The 20009-nt window shown below is 49.3% G+C and carries 17 protein-coding genes and 1 pseudogene; 10 read left to right on the plus strand and 8 right to left on the minus strand.

Translation table 11 applies throughout. The features are described 5' to 3' along the window. Positions 1-66: 66 nt before the first annotated feature. Together P0078_RS15640 and P0078_RS15645 are read right to left on the minus strand one after the other, a co-directional pair. Entirely contained in the window at positions 67-2586 is a 2520-nt protein-coding gene (locus tag P0078_RS15640) for a LamG domain-containing protein (protein ID WP_282930858.1), read from the minus strand. Positions 2587-2589: 3 nt separating this feature from the next. After that, on the minus strand, positions 2590-3816 hold the full coding sequence (locus tag P0078_RS15645; protein WP_282930859.1) for a hypothetical protein: 1227 nt from the start codon (positions 3814-3816) through the stop codon (positions 2590-2592). Positions 3817-4037: 221 nt separating this feature from the next. On the opposite strand from P0078_RS15645, the gene P0078_RS15650 reads away from it, so the two are divergent. The 6 genes and pseudogenes from P0078_RS15650 (at position 4038) to P0078_RS15675 (ending at position 9995) form a co-directional block, all read left to right on the plus strand. Continuing rightward, complete coding sequence (locus P0078_RS15650) at positions 4038-6566, plus strand: HzsA-related protein (RefSeq protein ID WP_282930860.1); 2529 nt, start codon at positions 4038-4040, stop codon at positions 6564-6566. Between the two features lie 89 nt (positions 6567-6655). Beyond that, positions 6656-7501, plus strand: coding sequence for an outer membrane beta-barrel protein (locus P0078_RS15655; protein ID WP_282930861.1), 846 nt, complete (start codon positions 6656-6658; stop codon positions 7499-7501). Then, positions 7471-8124: an outer membrane beta-barrel domain-containing protein gene (locus tag P0078_RS15660; RefSeq protein ID WP_282930862.1), complete on the plus strand. Its 654-nt coding sequence runs from the start codon at positions 7471-7473 to the stop codon at positions 8122-8124. The genes P0078_RS15655 and P0078_RS15660 overlap by 31 nt, the downstream gene beginning before the upstream one ends. Before the next feature lie 28 nt (positions 8125-8152). Then, positions 8153-8628, plus strand: a pseudogene (locus P0078_RS15665) (TlpA disulfide reductase family protein). A gap of 4 nt (positions 8629-8632) precedes the next feature. Then, positions 8633-8848 (plus strand): DUF4266 domain-containing protein, encoded by a 216-nt coding sequence (locus P0078_RS15670; protein ID WP_282930863.1) that lies wholly within the window; start codon positions 8633-8635, stop codon positions 8846-8848. Further along, positions 8835-9995, plus strand: coding sequence for a DUF3570 domain-containing protein (locus P0078_RS15675; RefSeq protein WP_444892269.1), 1161 nt, complete (start codon positions 8835-8837; stop codon positions 9993-9995). The genes P0078_RS15670 and P0078_RS15675 overlap by 14 nt, the downstream gene beginning before the upstream one ends. Positions 9996-10078: 83 nt before the next feature. On the opposite strand, the gene P0078_RS15680 is transcribed toward P0078_RS15675, so the two are convergent. Further along, positions 10079-10381: an antibiotic biosynthesis monooxygenase family protein gene (locus P0078_RS15680; protein WP_282930864.1), complete on the minus strand. Its 303-nt coding sequence runs from the start codon at positions 10379-10381 to the stop codon at positions 10079-10081. Continuing rightward, positions 10381-10719, minus strand: coding sequence for an NIPSNAP family protein (locus P0078_RS15685; RefSeq protein WP_282930865.1), 339 nt, complete (start codon positions 10717-10719; stop codon positions 10381-10383). The genes P0078_RS15680 and P0078_RS15685 overlap by 1 nt, the downstream gene beginning before the upstream one ends. Before the next feature lie 89 nt (positions 10720-10808). Here P0078_RS15685 and P0078_RS15690 point away from each other — a divergent pair, with 89 nt between their 5' ends. Beyond that, positions 10809-11501 (plus strand): ArsR/SmtB family transcription factor, encoded by a 693-nt coding sequence (locus tag P0078_RS15690; RefSeq protein WP_282930866.1) that lies wholly within the window; start codon positions 10809-10811, stop codon positions 11499-11501. A 49-nt stretch (positions 11502-11550) separates the two neighbouring features. Here P0078_RS15690 and P0078_RS15695 read toward each other — a convergent pair whose 3' ends face one another. Continuing rightward, positions 11551-11949 carry a DUF998 domain-containing protein gene (locus tag P0078_RS15695; protein WP_353057080.1) on the minus strand — a complete coding sequence of 133 codons (399 nt, stop codon included), beginning with the start codon at positions 11947-11949 and terminating at the stop codon, positions 11551-11553. A gap of 673 nt (positions 11950-12622) precedes the next feature. Between P0078_RS15695 and P0078_RS15700 the strand changes: the two genes are divergently transcribed. Further along, complete coding sequence (locus tag P0078_RS15700) at positions 12623-14011, plus strand: pyridoxal phosphate-dependent decarboxylase family protein (protein ID WP_282930867.1); 1389 nt, start codon at positions 12623-12625, stop codon at positions 14009-14011. Positions 14012-14343: 332 nt separating this feature from the next. Then, positions 14344-15231 carry an alpha/beta fold hydrolase gene (locus P0078_RS15705; protein WP_282930868.1) on the plus strand — a complete coding sequence of 296 codons (888 nt, stop codon included), beginning with the start codon at positions 14344-14346 and terminating at the stop codon, positions 15229-15231. 70 nt (positions 15232-15301) lie between these two features. Here P0078_RS15705 and P0078_RS15710 read toward each other — a convergent pair whose 3' ends face one another. After that, complete coding sequence (locus P0078_RS15710) at positions 15302-16087, minus strand: DUF2884 family protein (RefSeq protein ID WP_282930869.1); 786 nt, start codon at positions 16085-16087, stop codon at positions 15302-15304. Between the two features lie 235 nt (positions 16088-16322). Here P0078_RS15710 and P0078_RS15715 point away from each other — a divergent pair, with 235 nt between their 5' ends. Continuing rightward, a complete protein-coding gene (locus tag P0078_RS15715) occupies positions 16323-18665 on the plus strand; it encodes a zinc-dependent metalloprotease (protein WP_282930870.1) in 2343 nt (780 codons plus the stop codon). Positions 18666-18715: 50 nt separating this feature from the next. On the opposite strand, the gene P0078_RS15720 is transcribed toward P0078_RS15715, so the two are convergent. Both P0078_RS15720 and P0078_RS15725 read right to left on the minus strand, forming a co-directional pair. After that, on the minus strand, positions 18716-19552 hold the full coding sequence (locus P0078_RS15720) for a transglutaminase domain-containing protein (RefSeq protein WP_282930871.1): 837 nt from the start codon (positions 19550-19552) through the stop codon (positions 18716-18718). A gap of 4 nt (positions 19553-19556) precedes the next feature. Continuing rightward, positions 19557-19787 carry a DUF350 domain-containing protein gene (locus P0078_RS15725; RefSeq protein ID WP_108734840.1) on the minus strand — a complete coding sequence of 77 codons (231 nt, stop codon included), beginning with the start codon at positions 19785-19787 and terminating at the stop codon, positions 19557-19559. Positions 19788-20009: the final 222 nt, after the last annotated feature.

Below are 20009 nucleotides of genomic sequence, written 5' to 3' on the forward strand. Positions count from 1 at the left end.
GGTTTTGCAGGCAGGCGCCATTAGTTATTGCCTGCCTGCAAAGCTGCTGGTTCTTTTCTTGCGAGATTAGTGAATCAGGATCATCGCACTGCCCATTGCTGCAGCGCATACGGCTTTCACAGTGGTTTCTGTGCGGTCTGACTCGCAACTGCTGCCACAAGCAGTCATGGTATCGATTAGTGAGTCAAGTTCAGCCTCTACAGAAGCCAGGTCAGGAGCGCTGGCCAGCTGTGAGACACTGCCGTCGTGCCAGTTCATCTCGTGGCCAAGCAATCCTTCCATAAGTGGATCGATAATCAGCGCCCGCTTGCTGGCACTATCGAAGGCAGTGTCGGCGGAAGCACTGAAGTCAAATCCGCTGAAATAGCTGCTGCGGTCACTGGAGTCCACTAAAGTACTGCAGTATTTCACTGCCAGCTGGGTAATACCCATTTGCTGCGCTGCCAGGAATCCTTCGATATCACTATCTACCGGAAGCTGGCGCTTCACTGTTTCCCAAGTTTCGTAGATATCCGGGTCGGCCATGGAAACTCCGGTCGCCTGGGACAGGTTTGCATGAATTTGTTCAAACCGGCGCAATCCTATGCGGGATTGCGGGTCAAGATCAGCATCCTCGGCCGGTTCCGCTGAAGTGTCTGCTTCCCGGTTATAAGTTTCGCTGCCAATTTTTTCGAAGGTCAGGAAAAATTCATCGTCGAGGGCACCTTTATCCAAAGTGATAATGGTTCCGAGTCTGGATAACTGCTGACCTTCACCTGCCACGTAACTATCGTCGACAGAGGTAGCCAATTTGGCCCAGGCTTGGCCTACTTCTGCCTCGCGACCGTTAATACCGATCCGGATTCCCTCAATGGCGACCCCCGATGGATCGACAGTCTCGTCGAGGCTGACAAAGGTAGGTTCGCTAAAGAGGTAGGCGTAATTATCAAATTGCTGAACAGTAAACATGACATAGCTTTCGGCAATGCCAGTGTGCTCTTCAACCTTAAATAAAAGCAGATATTTTTCACCGACACCGACTTCGTAGTTGGTGGCAATATCCTCTTCAGACAGCGCTCGGGAGTGAATTGCCAAAAGGCGAATGGAGCCCTCCCAGCTATTTCCGTTACTGACTTCACTACCTACGGCGAGCGCGAAGGTATCGTCCCAGGTGGATAGCAAACCGGCTTCGCTGAGGTCAGGCTCCCCTGTGTTTGAGCCATTGACGTAAAGCTTGCGCCCATTAATTGGATCGTAAGTGGCCACCACGTGCTGCAGGCTGGCTTGTACAACCTGGTCAGCGTCATCGGTTTCCAGGGCAGGCATACCATCCGCATCTGTGTTGTCGTTGCGGTTTTGTACGGTGTAGCTGTATTGATCCTGACCGAGGGTAAAGTTGCGAATATCATCACCACCGGAGTAGGTGATGATTCGCGCGGGCCCATCTTGTGAGACATTGGCCGGGGCGGCCCAGATTTCGATAGAGTATTCACCGGTGGCAGTGAGGGTATCGTGAAGTTTGCTGCTGGTGGCTGTAGCCCCCTGTGCTTTTCCCCCTTTTAATTGCAGTCCCCAGGATTCGATCCATTCCACATCGCCGGAGAGGGCGAGATCAATTGCAGGATTTACCCCAGAGGTATCGTAGGCTGTAGTGCCGCTGCCGGTTTTAAATTCGTAAAGAGCAATTGCATTACTCTCGATTCGGCCACCACTACTTGCGACAATACCGTCTGTCAGGCGCAGTGCCTTACTGATAACCCAGTCGGGGTCCACCTCGGTGACACTGATGGTGTCGGCAAAGGCCTGAATTGCATCGGTCATTTCCGCTTCGTTATCTGAGCAGTCATCCCAACAGTTATGATATTCACTACCCAGTCGCACAGAGAATCGAGATTCGCTTGGAGAGTCCAGATTTATTTTACTAACTGCATATTCGTATGCCAGATCAACATCGGAACTGGCGAAATAAGGGGTTTGTGCGGTTGTTGCCTCTTCACTGTGACAGTTGGCGCAGTAGCTGCGTAGAAGTGGATAAACTGTGGAGCTAAATCCGCTGCTAGAGTCAGGAAAACTTTTGCTGGCACCTACTTCACGCTCGACAGGGGCGACAAGGGTTATCGTGTTGCTCAGACTACCGGTCGCTCTAGCCCATTCCTCAATATAGTTGGTAATAATTTCCGCACAGGCATCATCGCTTGATAGCCAGCAATTGTGCCCTCCGCCAACCTTGGTTACCAAGCGGGACTCTTCGGGTGATGATAAATTAATTAGCTCGCGCCCCGCATTGTAGGCAGCATTGATATCGTCACCACGAACAAAATGCGGACTCTGATTATTTTCAACGTGACAACTACCGCAGCGATTTGTTGCCGCCAGGTTATCCCAAATATAGAGTTTGTATTGGTTGACATCTTCGGTCTCTGGGGCTGGCCCGGCATAGGCTGCGGTACCATCACTATCAGTGGTGTCAGGCTGACTTTCCGTGCCCTCGCCACTGCCACCACTACAAGCACTGAGGGCTAAAGCGGCACAAAACAGAGAAGCAATACCCAGGGTGCGGGTGGTTAACGAATTTTCCACTGTTGGGAGACATTTATAGAATTTCATTTTTTAATCTCCCGCGCAGTAAACCGCAGTGTCTGCGTATACCTGCTTGAGTTTGTAGCCGGTATTGCTGAAGTCATCAGTAATCGTTTCTATTCGTGCGCGGTCGGTGGAATCTTCCGGCTCGCGCAGACAAACCTGACGAAAAACCTTTGTCACCTGGCATTCAGCAAAGGCACGGCTATTGGATAGTTCTTCTCCCAGGGATTTCATGCCGTTACCACTGCCGGACAAGCTGTCACTCCAGCCCAAATGCATATTTGTTCCCTCTCGCCAGTAGTTAACCCAGCTGTCGTCGGGAATGATAAATCCGTAGGGGAAATTACCGCTGTTGATCAGGTTTTTGGCCTTGACACGGCTACCTGTTTCGGGATCGACATCGCCGGCTGTGTTGTAGTCAAGGACTCCCTCTTCACCATCGGGATCACTGTCTGCATCGTACACGTAGTCGTAATAGGCAAATGCCTGGGCCATGGGGTCCATGCCGCTATGACAGCCGATACAGTTATTTTGAAATACGCGGCTATCGCCCCCAGGACTGCGACTCACATCCTGGCGGATGCGATCCGGTGAGCGGGAGGTATCCTGTACCTGCTCCATGTCGTTACACAGGTGATTGAGCATCGTGAAGCGAAACATGGCGCGATTGGTTCCGGCACTAAAAAACGCCTTGGCCGCAGCGCGGCTGGTAAGAATACCGGCGGTGGCATTTGCCGGGAGGCCGTTTAGGGAGGATTGAGTTTCCTGCACCAAATTATCCTGTAGGGAATAGCCACCAGCTTCCAGGGACTCATAGTGATCATTGTCGCCAGTGCTATAGGATGGCAAACCAGAAATATTACCGGTATAGAGAATATTGGCTGACAACAGCTGACGGAAGTCCATATCATCCCGAACCATACCGATCACAGTCGCGCTGTAATCATTCAATGGTTCAAACGCGTCCTGTTCCTCATTGGTCCAGGGCGTTGCCAGATTTTTTAACGTTACATTGTAGAAGGCATCACTTTCCATTGCGGTATAGGCCGCAGAGGTAGGATCGCCATTTTCAATATCCTCTGCCATATCCAGTAGTACGCTCTCACTGGGAATGGTTCCTGTGATACGGCTGTGAATTTGCAAGGCCTGGTCCTGCGATGCGGATAGGGCAGAATTACTCCACAGACCCACTCCGAGCAGTGCGGTTGCCGTGGTGAGCCGGAATACACGCGCTCGAGACGAATTATTTTTCATTGGACTATTTTTGTCGGTGAGATCACTGGGGTGTGGCAAAACAGTCTAAAACCAGATTTAAATAATGTCAGAGTGACTTTTAATATTTGCGTCCCAGTTGGCAAACTTTTTGTGCACAACTTGCGAGAATTACCCTTAACGGTCAAAGCCGTAAAAAAGTTCTCAGGCTATAGAGCACAAAAGGCGAGCCCTGCTCATGCCAACCCGGGTGGATAACAAAAATGAAATGTTTGCGTGCGGTGCCGCTTTTACTCCTGGTGGCGGCGTGTAGTGGTGGTGGCAGTTCCAGTAGCGACGAAGATCAAGCTGAAGATCCCGTAGTGGAGGATTATCCTGTTGCTTTTGTGCGTCGCCAGCTAAGTACTGACGATGACGGCGGCTTATTGGAAGACGATATCTATGAGCCCGAAGAATTCTTTGCCGGTGCCGAGCTGATATTAAAGGACCGTGCAACTGCCAGTGCCACAGAAACGGTAATTACTGCGGATATTTTTGACGGTGATTACGATGTTAAAGATCTGAACACTTCAGCGGATGGCAGTCAGCTTATCTTTGCCATGCGGGCACCGGAAATTGAAGACGCCGATGATGACGATCAGCCCACTTGGAATATCTGGATTTACAATAACGAAACAGAAGAACTAAACCGGGTAATTGAGTCAGATTTAACTGCAGAAGAAGGTCAGGATATCGCCCCGGCATTTTTACCCGATGGGCGTATTGTTTTTTCATCTACACGACAGCGTCGCTCCAGGGCTCTACTGCTGGATGATGACAAACCACAGTTTTCAGCTCTGACAGAAAACCGGGAAGACCCAGCGTTCGTACTTCATGTTATGGAGTCGGATGGTACTGATATGACCCAGATATCTTTTAATCAGAGTCATGATTTAAATCCAATTGTACTTAGTGATGGTCGTATTCTCTTTAATCGCTGGGATAATGCTGCGGGTATCGACAAATTAAGTCTTTACACGGTAAAGCCAGATGGTTCTGATCTGTCGGTCTATTACGGTTATCACAGTCAAGATACAGGAACCGAGGATACTGAGGCTGCTTTCAATCGCCCACATGAAATGCCCGATGGCCGCCTTTTGGCTACTCTGCGTGCTCCTTCCGGTCTCACCCTTGGTGGGGATCTAATTACGATTGACGGAATTGTCTATAGCGAAGCCTACAGTGAACCAGAGCAAAGTGGCGAAATGGTCGGACAGGCTTCTATCACTGTGGGAGAAGTTACTACCGACGATACCATTTCCCCTCACGGCACCTTTGCATTTGCGTGGCCGTTCTACGATGGCACCAGTCGATTGCTGGTAGGTTGGAGCGAATGCCGGGTTATCAATGCAGAAACCGAGCTACTGGAGACCTGTCCAGATAGCGTTGCCGAAGATGAAGAAATCCAATTGGCAGACCCATTATACGGTCTGTGGATTTACGACTATATTGCCGGTACCCAGCTTCCCATCGTCGTTGTGGATGAGGGTGAAATGATTTCTGAAGGGGTTATTCTGGAGCCCCGCACTGAGCCCACCTATATTCCGGACCCAGTTGCTGGAATTGATGTCGATGCAGACCTGGTGGAGGAATCTGTTGGCGTCCTGGATATTCGTAGTGTTTACGATTTTGACGGTGAGGATATTGTCGGTATCGCAACCCTGGCAGATCCTGCCCAGACCAGTGCTGATTTGCGTCCAGCTCGATTTCTGAAAGTTTCCAAAGCTGTGGGCATTCCCGATGATGATGTTCTCGACTTCGATGGAGCAGCATTTGGCCGCAATGGCAGTCAGGGGATGCGTGAAATATTAGGTTATACCCCTATACAACCCGATGGCTCCGTCAGGGTAAAAATTCCTGCAGATATGCCCCTGGCAATTTCAGTTGTTGATGCGGATGGTAAGCGTATTTTTGATCCTCATGACAACTGGTTACAGTTGCAGGCGGGAGAAGTGCGCAGCTGCAACGGTTGCCATACCAGCGATAGTGAAATTCCACACGGTCGTACGGACATGCAGTTGGAGTCGGCATGGGATGGAGCACCGACATCGTCTGCACCGTTTGACAATACCGAGCCTGCGTTATTGGCAGAAATGGGCGAGACCATGGCCCAACTGTTGGCCCGTTATGTCGGTGAGGCCGAGCTTGAAGGGGATCTACACTTTACTGATTTGTGGACTGATCCTGCGGTGCGCACAAAGGATGACGAACTATTACTCTCTTATGGCGACTTGAGCACGGATGCACCAGTGGATTCCACCTGTTTAACGGAGTGGGAGGGCAGCTGTCGAATCGTCATTCACTATGAACAGCATATTCAGCCTTTATGGGATTTGTCCCGCGAGGTACTGGATAGTACTGGTGCTGTAATAGATGACTATACCTGTACAGGTTGTCACTCCCCCGTCGATGCCGCTGGAGCAATACAGATCCCCGATGGACAATTAGATCTCACCACCTCAGCGTCTTCAGTTAACGATGCGTGGTTTATTTCTTATTCGGAGCTGGTGGTTGACCGTGCCGAGCTTGAATTGGTCAACGGGGTTTTAACCGCACGACTTGTACAAGAATATGACAATGATGGAAATCCGGTTTACGAAGTCGATGAAGATGGTGAGCTGGTGCTCGACAGTAATGGTGACCCGATCCCTGTAATGGTCACTGTCAATATTTCCTCTCCCTTAGCGAGCTCAGCACTTGAGAGCTCGTTTTTTCTCTCTTTGAGGATGGTGGTGCACACCAGGGCTATTTAGAGGGTGCCGAGTTGCGCTTGATTGCCGAGTGGTTTGATATTGGCGCTCAGTACTATAACGATCCTTTTGCGGCACCGGCAGATTAAACCATGTTGAAATTACTTCGATATTTTACTGGTTGTTTCCCGGTACTTATATTTCTTCTCGTTTTTGCAGCGCGAGCTTCTTCTGAAGAAGCATCAGCGGATTCTGTTGTGTTAGATGAAACTCCGCCGGCAGAACTGGAAGTTACTGAGCTAATAGATGAGGATGAAAGCCCTAAGAATGCTGAATTGGTCACAGTGGGCAATGCATTTATCAATATTTATCGCGGCCCGGGTCGCGGTTATCCGATTTTCTATGTGGCGGAATATGGTGAAAAGATTTGGTTACTTAAGCGCCGCACCGACTGGGTAAAGGTGCTGACTTCGCGCAATAAAAGTGGCTGGGTAAAAGTAGACGATTTACGGGAAGTCTATGGAGAAAACGGGGAAGTTGTGCGTGTGTCACTACCAGACTTTTCTGATGTTGATGATGGCTACTTTTATCTGGGGTTGAGTTACGGAGATTTTGCTGGAGCAAATTCTCTGGGTGTTAGTCTAAGTTACCAATTTACCCCCAATTTATCTTCAGAATTACGTGCGACCCAAGCGGTAGGTTCCTATTCAGACAGCCAGGTATACCAGGTGGCGATGGTCCACCAGCCATTCCCCCACTGGAAAGTTTCCCCATATTTTGTTTTGGGTGCTGGGGTAAATATCACCTCTCCAAATGCCACGATTGTCGCCACCGAGGATCGACAGGATACAACTATGTTGGCCGGACTGGGGTTGCGCACTTATCTATCGCGCCGTTTTGCCATTAGGGCTGAATACACTAATCATTACTTGCTTACCACGCAGGAAAATAATCAGGAGATTGTCGAGTGGAAACTTGGTTTCGACGTATATCTGTAGGCTCTGCGGCGCTTTCAGCGTTGGTGGGGACTCAGGTATGTAGCGCCCAGCAGGATGATGATGTGCTCGCGGATATTGTCGCACCAGAACTGGAGCGCCGGGAGATACGTGATGCCCTGATAGATAGTGAAAATATAGAAATCGGTCTGTTTGCAGGTGTTATCAACGTCGAGGATTTCGGCTCAAACTCCCTGTACGGTACTTCAGCGGCCTACCACATCAGTGAAGATTTCTTTATTGAAGCCACCTATGCCCAGACCGAGTTAGGAGAATCCAGCTTTGAAAGGTTGAGCGGTGCTGCACCACTGTTGACTGATGAGCAGCGTGAACTCAGTTATTACAATACCTCTGTGGGCTGGAATATTTTCCAGGGTGAGTACTTTGTATTTGATGACTGGGCCTTCAATGCCAATTTTTATGTTGTTGGAGGTGTGGGAAATACCTCGTTTGCTGACGAAGAGCACATCACTTACAACTTTGGTGCTGGCGTGAGGATGCTTGCCAACGATTGGCTCGCTGTTCGCATGGATGTTCGCGATCATGTTTTTGAGCATGAATTATTTGGCGAAGCACAAGTCACCAATAACCTTTCCGCCCAATTGGGGCTCACCATCTTTTTCTAGATAACCAATAAATAACAAGGACTCTTCCATGAAATACCTGGCTGCTTTCTTGACCCTGCTTTTATCAATATCGCAGACCTACGCCGCAGAGCCCTCTAAGGATTTTACCTTGAGTTCCAATCAGGGCGGAAACCTTAGGCTCGCAGAGCAGCGCGGTGATGTCATCATGCTTAATTTTTGGGCCTCGTGGTGTGGTCCCTGTCGTCAGGAAATGCCGCTGTTGGATCAGTTACACGCCCGCTATGAAGCTGCAGGCTTCCAGGTTTGGGGGTTAATGTGGATGCTCAACGTAAAGATGCGGACTCTCTACTGGCAAAAATTCCGGTGGATTTTCCGATCCTTTTTGATAGCAAAGGGGAAGTGAGCAAAATGTATGGTGTTGCCGCTATGCCCAGCACCGTGTTTATCGATCGCGATGGAAATGTTCGCTATATCCACAAAGGCTATCGCGATGGAGATGAAGCCGCCTATAAGAAGATGATTAAGGAACTGATTCGGGAGTAGTGTCATGCGTGCATTGTTCCTAGTTTGCACTCTCTTGTTGAGCACAGGTTGTACTGTTAATCCTTGGGTTGCTCCTTATGAACGACAATTTATTGCCGATCCTATTATGGGGTTTGAACAGGACCCTGTAGCGGCTCGTTACATGAATCATGTGTACGAAGCCCGTGAAGCTGCGCGGGGTGCTGAAGGGGGAAGTGGAGGTGGATGTGGCTGTAACTAAGCTTCTATCTCGCTGGAGCGGACTATTATTTTTAGGACCGCTCATGGCCGTTGCCGCAGTTCTTCCCGAGGAGAGAGCGGACAATATGTATCATGCCTATAGCGGTGGTGGAGTGACTATTGATGGGCCCTCCCTATTGATTCGAAAGAATGTCGGCAACAATGTATCCCTGTCTGCAAATTACTATGTGGATATGATATCCGGGGCATCTATTGATGTGGAAGCCACCGCTAGTGAGTACACTGAGCAGCGAGATGAGTTCTCTTTGGGGGCTGACTACCTGGTGGATAAAACCACAATCAGTATGGGGTATACCAATAGTTCCGAGAATGACTATGAGGCGCAAACAGTTGCCTTCGGAATTAGTCAGGGGTTCTTTGGCGATTTGAGCACCCTTGGTTTGCGGGTGAGTTACGGAAGCGATGATGTATTTCGTAATGGCGATGACAATTTTGCTGAGGATGCACAGCATCGCCGCTATGCATTTAGTTGGAATCAGATCCTCACGCAGAAGCTAATTGCTGAATTAAGTGTGGAAACGGTGGCTGACGAAGGTTTTCTTAATAATCCGTATCGCAGTGTCAGATACCTTGACGAATCCTCTGGCAGCGGATTTAGTTATCAAGCTGAAGTTTATCCAACAACTCGCAACAGTGATGCCGTTGCTTTAAGGGCTAAATACCGGCTGCCTTACCGAGCAGCCGTCAAGGCCGAATACAGACACTATGCGGATAGTTGGGGTGTTGTTTCGGATAATGTTGAGTTTCGCTATATCCACCCCTGGAAGGAACGGGATGAATGGGTTTTAGAGGGAAAAATTCGTTATTATCAGCAAAGTAGTGCAGACTTTTACAGCGATCTTTTCCCCTATCTCAACGCTACTAATTTTCGTGCTAGGGATAAAGAGTTGAGTAATTACACAACTCTAGCCCTTGGGTTTGGTGTATCTTACGAGCTGCCAAAACGTTGGTCAGTACTGAAACGACGCAATACGATTAATCTCTATTGGGACCATATCCTATTTGACTATGAGGATTTCCTAGATGTCACCGTGCATGGTTCTGATACATCTATCAGTCCTGGCGAGGAACCGGCTTATAGTTTCTCTGCGAATGTAATTCGATTATTTTGGTCAGTCCGTTTTTAGGAATGGGAGCCTCTGCGTTCTGTTTTTCAACAAAAGAAAAAGATGCAGAGGCTTCATAGTCTGAGCCAAATTTGACTGTTGATTTATTGCATAGAGTAATCCCGAAGAATTTCTCCAATCCTTATACGGTAGTTATCAAATAGTTGTTTTTTGCCTAGGTGTTGTGCATCACAATGTGCCTTGTGATTTTTCCAGTTCACTACAGACTCTTCATCCCGCCAAATAGAGAGCGACAAAATTTTTCTTGGCTGATTGAGGCTTTGAAATCTCTCGACTGAGATAAATCCATCGAAGTTAGTTAGGTGTTCTTTTAGGTCCGCTGCAACGGCCAGATATTTGTCTTTTCCTGAAGGCTTTGGTGTAACTTCAAATATGACGGCGATCATCAGTGACTTTCCTGTGGGAACTTCAGGTAGGTTTCTGGCACAGCATTTAAAAAGCTTCGCTTCTCTTCAAGAATAAACTTCTCTCTCGTCGCAAACTGAAAATTTTCACTGCCCTGAGGAGACTGCTTAAGCAGTTTTCGATATTGTTCATAATGAGCCAAGCTATCGAAATTAATAATACCAAAGGCCTGAAAGTTGGTGCCCTCAGAAGGTAGATAATATCCTAATAGTCGTCCGCCACAATTGGGAATGATTTTGCCCCAGTTCTCAGCATACTGCCGGAAAGCATCAAGCTTAAACGGATCGATCTTGTATTCAATAAAACAGGTTACAGTCATCTAAGTTGCCTCTATTCATAATTTGCTGGCATTCTAGATGGTTTAATTTTCTATACTTCGGTGGTCAGCGAACTGTTGCGAGGGTAACCATGGAACCTGACATTTCGGTAATATCCAGTTTGATTGGGGATCGGGCGCGCTCAAAAATATTGATGGCGCTTATGAGTGGAAAAGCACTGACAGCAACAGAGTTAGCCTGTGAGGCCGATGTGACTGCACAGACTGCAAGCAACCATCTTTCCAAGCTGGTAGATAGCAAGCTGCTGATAGTTCGCAAGCAGGGTAGGCACAAGTACTTTCAGCTGGCGAGTCATCAAATTGCCGAAGCGCTAGAGGCGTTGCTCAATCTGAGTAGCACCCTGGTACCTCAAAAAGTTACCACTGGACCCGCAGATCCAGATTTAAGGAAGTCCCGTATCTGCTATGACCATTTAGCAGGAATGACTGGTGTTCTATTGTACGAGGCGCTATTGGCTAGTGAGTTACTCTCTGAGCAATCACAGCAAGTTTCCTTGACTGAAGAGGGCGAAATATTTTTCCAGGAACGAGGGGCAGCCGTAACGAGTTTTAAGCAACGTAAGCGCCCTGTTTGCAAGTCATGCCTAGACTGGAGCGAACGAAAAAGCCACCTTGCAGGCAGCTTGGGCCAATGGATACTCGAAGATGCCTTGGCAAAGCAGTGGGCGGTTAGAAGAGCGGACTCCAGGGCGATTACTTTCTCCCAGAAAGGGCTTTTACTGTTTTCGAAGCGTTATCAGATTGATTGCTCCAAGTTGCTATAAATTATTTGTCAGCTCGTTATCAGATTAAAGGAAAGCCCCGTTAACCATATCAACTGTGCTCCATAGCTGAGACGTTGGTGCAGGCCGGGGTTGATTTTTTCCTCGTAGGCTTTTTTAAGGTAACAGTAAAATAGATAGAAGCGAGCAAGCAGGCTGTACTAAATAACCTGAATTCTATTGAGAAGTAACTACTGAAAGTACTTAGCAATGGCGCAATGAGTAAAGAAAACAACATAAACATCCCCGCCCAGGAGTGTATCTGGCATTCAAGACTAGGGGTTTTTGTATAGGGATCCGCATCCATAGGAAAATAACCCGCAACCCAGGTTCCAATACCGTGGATAATAATTAAAACTCCAATGATGGTAAGTACAACTGGGGCCTGTTCAATTTGAATTATATGCAGACCAAATAAGAAGAATAATATGCCAAGTGGGTAGTTGTTAATGAGGGGGAGAGCTTCTGGGTTGGGCTTCCAACGGCTCCTAGTTCGCTACAGAATTGTCTTGAATGGCTATAGCCAGAGTATTTTGCTCCTGCCAATGTAACACCTACAACCATCCATACCAGCGAGAGAAACCCCAAGTAAGCAAACACTGTATGAGCCCCGACTGGTTATGTTGGGGCATAAGATAGCACTAGGGAGCCTCTGAATAACTCCGTGATACCTCTGGCATACAGAGCGGTTCACAATCAAGGCGCGGCTTCGCAGGAATGTCTAGACCTTTCAAGAAGTCGCAACGCGGAGTGTGAATCGCTCTGTAAGCCCCGAAGGGCGGGCCTTGAAGGCCACAGCTGCTGCGTTGCAGCTCTTGCAAAGGACTAGGCCATTCGCGGCTAGCTGCGCCTAACATCTGTAGCCTTCAAGACCCGCAGAGGCATTACGGAGTTATTCAGAGGCTCCCTAGATAAAAAGTCCTTTCAAGTTAATCCTTGTCTTCAAACGTGCCAGGTTTATTGCTATTTCAACTTTATCTAAAAGCGATTATTGCCACAAAGATAAGTGTTTTTGTCCTTATTGTTCGTATCGGTTTAATTAATTTTTTATTAGTTTAAGTCTAATAGAGTAATTAATTTTTTATACTAGATCAGGTACTGGAAAAGGAGTCGAGGGTTCGAAAATGGATAATAATGACAGCAAAAATTTTTCTAATGCCATAGAAGTACTATCCCTGGCAGCGCGGTACGCTGAGGAATATGTTGCTGATATTCGCGATCGCCGCGTAAGTCCGTCCGCCTTTGATATTGATCAAATGCAATTTTTTAACAGTGACTTGGCCCGGGCTGGGGAACCGGCAGAGGCTGTTGTCGAGAGCCTGCATCGTTACGGTTCTCCGGCAACAGTTGCCAGTACCGGTGGGCGTTTTTTCGGGCTGGTGGTAGGTGGGGCTACGCCAGCTTCTATGGGCGCGGCGGTAATGAACGCCGTTTGGGACCAAGTGGCGGTTTTGGAGGCATCGGCGCCTTCTGCAATTTATCTGGAGCGTATTGCGGCAATCTGGATATTGGAATTGTTAACCTTGCCGATGGAAAGTAGTGTGGGTTTCACCACAGGGTCATCTATGGCCAATATGGTGTGCTTGGCTGCTGCGCGAAATACGCTTTATCAAAAATTAAATATCGACCTGGCAAAAAGCGGGCTAGCCGGTGCGCCGCCACTGCGTATTGTTGTTTCTGAACAGTCCCATGTCACAGTTCACAAGGCACTCTCTATTCTTGGATTTGGTATGGATCAGGTGATTAAAGCGCCCTGTGATGAACAGGGGAGGGTGCGAGCAGATACTTTTCCCGAGGTTGATGAAACCACCATTATTTGCCTTCAGGCGGGCAACGTAAACTCCGGCAGTTTTGATCCGTTTGCAGGCATAATTCCCGAAGCTAAATCCAAAGGTGCCTGGGTACATGTCGACGGTGCCTTTGGTTTGTGGGCAGCGGCATCTCCAGCGAAATCAGTGTTGACTACTGGAGTAGACCAAGCAGATTCCTGGGCTGTAGATGCTCATAAATGGCTAAATACGCCTTATGACTGCGGTTTGGCAATTTGTCGAAAGCCGGGGGCTGTACACAATGTGATGACAACCCAGGCGCCATACTTGCAAGTGGGATCGCTGGTGCCGCCCAAGGATATGGTGCCAGAATTCTCACGTCGGGCCAGAGGGGTGGAAGTGTGGGCGGCAATTCAGGAGATGGGCCCGAAAGGAGTTGCGGCGATGATTGATCGCTGCTGCATCCATGCCCAACATCTGTGCGAAGGCCTGGCAGAAATGGGCTATGAGATCCTTAACGATGTAGTGTTAAACCAGGTGGTGGCAACTATTGGCACTGCGGAAGATATCCAAGAGATAGTCAGAGCCATACAGGAGGAGGGAGTCTGCTGGTTTGGAGCGACTACCTGGAGAGGAAAAACGGCCCTGCGTATTAGCGTCTCTTCCTGGGCGACTACCGATAATGATATTGCCCTTACCCTGGATGCTATTTGCCGGGCGACGGAGGCTCAGATGTCCAGATAACCCTTTGAGTGACATGAAGTGCTAGGGGGCCTTCTAAAGTAAATAGCACTTAATGTTTACGTCTTTTAGATCAGGCTGAGGTAGTTGGTGAATTATTTGGAGGCCCTCTTGTTTCTACCTTTGGCCGTAGCAGCCAGTTTCAGTGGTGAGCGCCGTCTATCCTTGTTGAATGGGCGCGGATCTGGGCCATTATTTTCAAGCTTTTGCTTGCGGTATTACTATTTCCGCCAACTCAGCCACTTTTTCAGCGCATAAAGGTGAGGGGCTCGGGTAGAACGATGACTTTTTGGCTGGTTTTAATACTTTTTTTAATTCTACTCTGGCTTCTGTGGATGGCGTTTTTTAGTCCCAGTTTAAGTCGCAATGAGCTACTGAAATTCTCTTTTAATCAACTTACGCTGGCTGGTGGTTTATCCGTTAATTATCGCGAGATGGGGCCTGTTGATGGCGTTAATATACTTTGTCTTCACGGTGGTGGTGATTCACTGAGCGCCTGGAATGCCTGGGCGACAAAATTGGCAGAAAAATATCATGTTATTTTGGTGGACTTACCTGGGCATGGATTGACCGACCCGTTACCAGGAGGCACTTATACACCTAAGCATTTTGCCGATTTTATTGCAGAATTTGTCGCAACCCTGAAACTTAGGGACTATGTGATCGCTGGCCATTCATTTGGTGGAAATGGGGTTTTACGCTATTTAACAGGACATCCGAATATACCCAAGGCCGCTATTCTTGTCTCTCCCGGTGGTTATAAATGTGGCAAGGGACTGGAAATGCCTGCTGGTATTGCTCGATTTGCCACCAGCCATTGGGGGCGAAAAATGGTTGCGCACATTGGTAGTCGTGGATTATTGAGAAAAATGCTGGCTTCCAAATTTTTCTACAATCCGCAGGCTCTGCCGGGGGAAATGTTGGAACGAATCTATTTGCTTTCCCGCTATGAGAAGAATCGCGGTACAGCGATCAATTTGGTTGCTAATGCCACAATCAATTTCCAGCCGTTGCCGGACTTGGAGACTATAAAAATTCCAGTTTTATTTATCTGGGGGGCAGAAGATCAAATTATTCCCTTGTCCGTAGGAAAGTATTTCTCTGACAAGTTGCCTAATGGAGAGTTAATCGTGTATCAGAAGATGGGGCATATGTCCCATGTCGAAAATGCCGAACAAAGTGTCACCGACGCAATGGAGTTTTTGCAGCGTCAGGGGCTGTGACAATACTGTGGAAAATTTAAAAAAGAGGCCGCAGTGCGGCCGAGTTTGGGGGGATGAAAATCAAGAGCGCCTAATTGATGACAACCAGGCCGGCTTTCACTATGTCGTAGTGACTGAGTTCTGGTACCTGCTGGTGTAGGTCGCTTTCCAGTCGATCGATGGATTCCAATTGTGTACACAAGCGGTTTGCAGACTGCTCAATACTTTTACCGCGCTGTTCCAGTAACCGCTCCGCCTCTTCAGTGGCCTGTTCTTCAATGCTTTCTCCGCCGGTAAAGGCAGCTTTGAAGGCATGCCAGGCAATAGTTCCCGCGGACTCCATAGCGAGGCGTTCGATACGGGGTTCAAACTCTTCAGAGATGGTTTTCTCTATATAGTTACCCATTTCCTCGTTTCCCAGCTGGTAGATCTCGCCCTCTCGATTGAGGCGGTCCTCAGTGCGCTGGATCAGGTCGGCGGAAAACTGTTGGAGTTCGAGGATATCCGGGTGGTCCGGCCCGGCGAGGGTGCTGATGGCAATGGATAGGCCATCCATTGCAATATCGACCGCCTCAAGGGTGAGTACCAGTGTGTCGCGACCGGCGATGTGTAGCTGTTGGCGGTATTCCTGAAGTAGTTGCTCCTGCTGAGAATTGAGGGACAGCAACTCACCATCCACTGATAGCTGGTTGGGCAGCTGAAATGTCACCAGTTTTCCGTCTTCCCCATCGACGGTAAAGAAGTCCGGGCCTACTTCAATAGCGTAATTCGTAGACACTGTGCAGGTGCTGGTATCGACATGAAAAGAATCGTGGGCCATTGCCTGTGAACTGATACCGAGGCCTATCAGGGTTGAAAGTGCGATTGGCTTCCACATATGCCGGTTTCCTATTGTGTGTCTTTTCAATGTGACGCGCCTGGGTAGCCGAACAGATGCAGGCAGTTAGAAATATTTTTCATTTTTTCCTGACGCAGGCCCGGGGAGTGATGGCCAGGCGTGGATGTTCCAGCGGGTATTCTGTATTTTTAGCCCATAACACTTAATAAATTGAGGGTATTCAATGTTCATAAGCAGGCACATTGCCGCACTGTGCTTCTTGATAGTCAGCACAATGGCACAGGCCGGGAGCATCGCGGAGTACACCGCAGGCATGCATAGGCACAGCGGCTTCCACGACTTTTACTGGGACGAGGCTAACGGCCGGGTGCTACTTGAGATCGATGAGTTTGAGCGCGAGTTGCTCTTGCTCACCGGGCTGGCCCAGGGACTGGGTTCAAACCCGGTGGGCCTGGATCGCAACCAGGTGGGTGAGAGCCGCTTGGTGAAGTTCCAGCAGTCGGGTAACAAAGTATTACTGCATCAGGTGAACCTGAAATACCGTGCCCAATCAGCAAATGCGGCTGAGCGCCGCGCGGTTGAGGAAGCTTTCGCTTCGTCCGTACTCTGGGGCTTCAAGGTGCTTGCCCAGAGCGATAAGGCGGCACTGGTGGACCTTACGCCCTTCCTGTTGAGCGATCAGCACGGTATTGCTACACGTCTTAAGGGCGCAGAGCAGGGCAGTTACAGTGTGGATAAGAGCAAATCGGCAATTTATCTGCCCCGCACAAAAAACTTTCCCAAGAACAGTGAGTTTGAGGCCCAGTTAACTTTTGCTGGATCAGCTCCGGGAAACTATCTGCGCGAAGTGGTTCCGACCCCTACATTGGTGTCCCTGCGCCAGCATATCTCCCTGATTCAATTGCCAGATAACGACTATGAGCCGCGCCGTTTTCACAGCCGCAGTGGCTACTTCCCGTTCGCTTATCGGGATTACGCTACAGCGATTGAAGAGCCCTTGGACCAGCGTTATATCTACCGTCATCGACTGGAGAAGAAGGCGGGTAGCGATGAGGTTGTGGAGCCGATTGTTTACTACGTAGATTCTGGAGTGCCTGAGCCGGTGCGCAGTGCCCTGATAGAAGGGGCGAGCTGGTGGGACCAGGCATTCGCTGCAGCAGGATTTAAAAATGCGTTTCGCGTAGAGATTCTGCCGGAGGGCGTCGATCCTTTGGATGTTCGCTATAACGTGATCAATTGGGTACACCGCTCCACTCGCGGTTGGTCCTATGGTTATTCGGTTTACGATCCCCGTACTGGCGAAATTCTAAAAGGCAATGTTACCTTGGGGTCCCTGCGTGTTCGCCAGGACTTTCTGATTGCTCAAGGGCTTGTACAGCCCTATCGCGGCGATACCGTCAGTACTGAGCAGCTAAAGAATATGGCCCTGGCCCGTATCCGTCAGTTATCCGCTCACGAAGTAGGCCATACCCTGGGTCTGGCGCACAACTTTGCTGCCAGTAGCGAAGAGCGCGCTTCAGTAATGGATTACCCGGCTCCGCTGGTCTCTCTGCTGGGAGGTAAGTTGGACCTGACAGATGCCTACGCCACTGGCATCGGCAGTTGGGATAAGTTGGCGGTTCGCTACGGCTATGGCGAGAGCGATGATGAAAAAAGTTATCTCGACAGTGTTATCGCTGAGGCCGGGGAACAAGAGCTGCGCTTTATTTCAGACCCGGACTCCCGCACCATCAATAATGCTCACGCAGTCTCACACCTTTGGGACAACGGCACTGACCCATTGACGGAATTCCAGCGGATGGTCGACTTGAGGCGTCATGCCCTGGGTAACTTCTCTGCGGCGGCAGCGCCGTTATCCGCGCCCCGTTCTGACCTGGAAGAGACCCTGGTGCCTGTGTACTACGGTCATCGCTACCAGGCGGAGGCTGTGGGCAAATTGATTGGTGGCTTGGACTATGACTATGTCTACAACGGTACCGATCAAAATAGCTATACCCTGGTGCCCGCAGAGCGACAACAGCGGGCAATTGATGCACTGCTGGATACACTTTCGCCGCAGTTTCTCACCTTGCCGGAGCAGGTCTTGCAGCTGATTCCGCCCAAGTCCTATGGCTACGAACGTACTATCGAGAGCTTCCCCTCATATACAGGGGTAGCTTTTGATGGGGTCGCTCTGGCGGAAGCGGCTGCTGGGCATACGCTATCAATCCTGATGGACCCGCAGCGCGCGGCGCGAATGAATCAACAGAGTGCCCGCAGCAGTGAGGTACCGGGGTTTGCTAGCCTATTGCAGCGCTTGAGCGCGCTGGCTCTGCAGGGTGAGGGTTATACCGGTCTGCAGGCGAGTGTGCACCAGCGAGTTAATCACGCCTATATCGAGCAGTTGATGTTACTGGCCAGTAATGCAAAGGCAGACGAATCAGTGCGGGCCAAAGCGCATTTGGAGCTGGCAAAACTTCTTCAGGAAATTGGTTCTATGCGGCTGTTTGGCGATGATCCTGAGGGCTATAGTGCGCACTATTACTATGAGGCACAGCGCATCGATGCCTTTAAGCAGGGCAAGCTGGAAGTAAAACCTGGTGCGGTTAAAGCGTTGCCGCCAGGATCTCCGATCTGATCTGAAACGGATAAAAGGGGTGGGCTGTAAACACTCACCCCCTTTGGGCATTAACCGCGAATAAACTGGGACTTCTTTACCCAGTGATTTCCTCGGTATTGTCGAGTGGGGGTTGGGTTTTTCTTCGCCCAGAAAAAGTGGCGGTTAAACTGAAATTCCGCATCGTAACCCTCCGCCAGCGCTGCCAGGGGCATGGCTTGCCAGCTGGTCTGGCGGCGTTTGCTGGTTGCCTCCAGCAGGTACTCTTGATCGTTCAAGATGGCCACTACCCAGGCGTGACCCTGACCTTTATGGGTTCCGAGTGCCACCCGCGCATCAACTCCCAATTCGATCAGCCAATCTGCCAGTAAAATAGCGTGGTCTTCACAGTCACCCCGCTTTTGGTAATAGGCCTGCCGGGATGTTTGCCAAATGTCTGACAAACCGGCGTATTGCAGGTGATCGTATTGGTACTCTTTATTCATAGCCAGTGTATAAAGAGGCACCCAAAGCTGTTGAGTCTTAAAGGGCTTGAACCCCACCAGGTAGCTGTTGGCAAAGTGGTGTTGCTGGTCCAGTCCCCGGGCGGACGCTGTCGCCGCCTCAATTCCCTGCCAGTTCCACACTGAGACATGAGCGCTCTCTTCCAGTGAGCGTTTGTCGACTACTTTCTGGATGGTTTTTTCTTCCAGAGGGTAGCGGGTACCCACCACTCGCACTACACCTTGTTGTGAGTCCACAATACTGGCTAACTGACTGCCGCTGCTACCAAAGCTCCGTAAATTATCGGAAAGGGGGATTTCCGGTGTGCTTTTAGTTGGCGGCTCCTGTGTATTCGCTCGCCGTACAAGTTCAGGGGTGATCAGTGCGAGGGAAAGTATCAGTGTGATAGCCAGCCACTTGCGCATAGTGCTATCCCTTGAGGCCAAACGAAATAATGATGGCAACAAATATCAATATGGTTGATGCAAATATAGATACGGCGATATTGCCATTTTTTAGCTCGCCTTCGATATCTACAGAGCGAAGCAGTTTCTTATCAATGGTAATCAGTGCGGTGATACCAATAAATAACGCTAGCAGCGTATAAATCAGGTTAATGCCCAGGTTAAACAGGGTTGCCGTTAAAAATTCCAGTTCCATAAATCCTTCAGGCTAATTATGTTTATTAGTGACTGTTAATGGAATAATTTAAGCATAGGGTCTGATTGAGTGCAAAGGATGGCCGACCCAGATAAACCGACAGCTTAATTTACAGGTGATTGTCAACCTTAATTGGCAATCCGGACTTGTTGATTAGTATTTTATTTGGCTGGGTTGCTATTGGGGAATAGCTCTAGACGAAGAGTTGCTCCGTCGAAGGGA

Origin of the sequence: Microbulbifer sp. VAAF005, from assembly GCF_030012985.1 — a bacterium.
Classification (GTDB): domain Bacteria; phylum Pseudomonadota; class Gammaproteobacteria; order Pseudomonadales; family Cellvibrionaceae; genus Microbulbifer.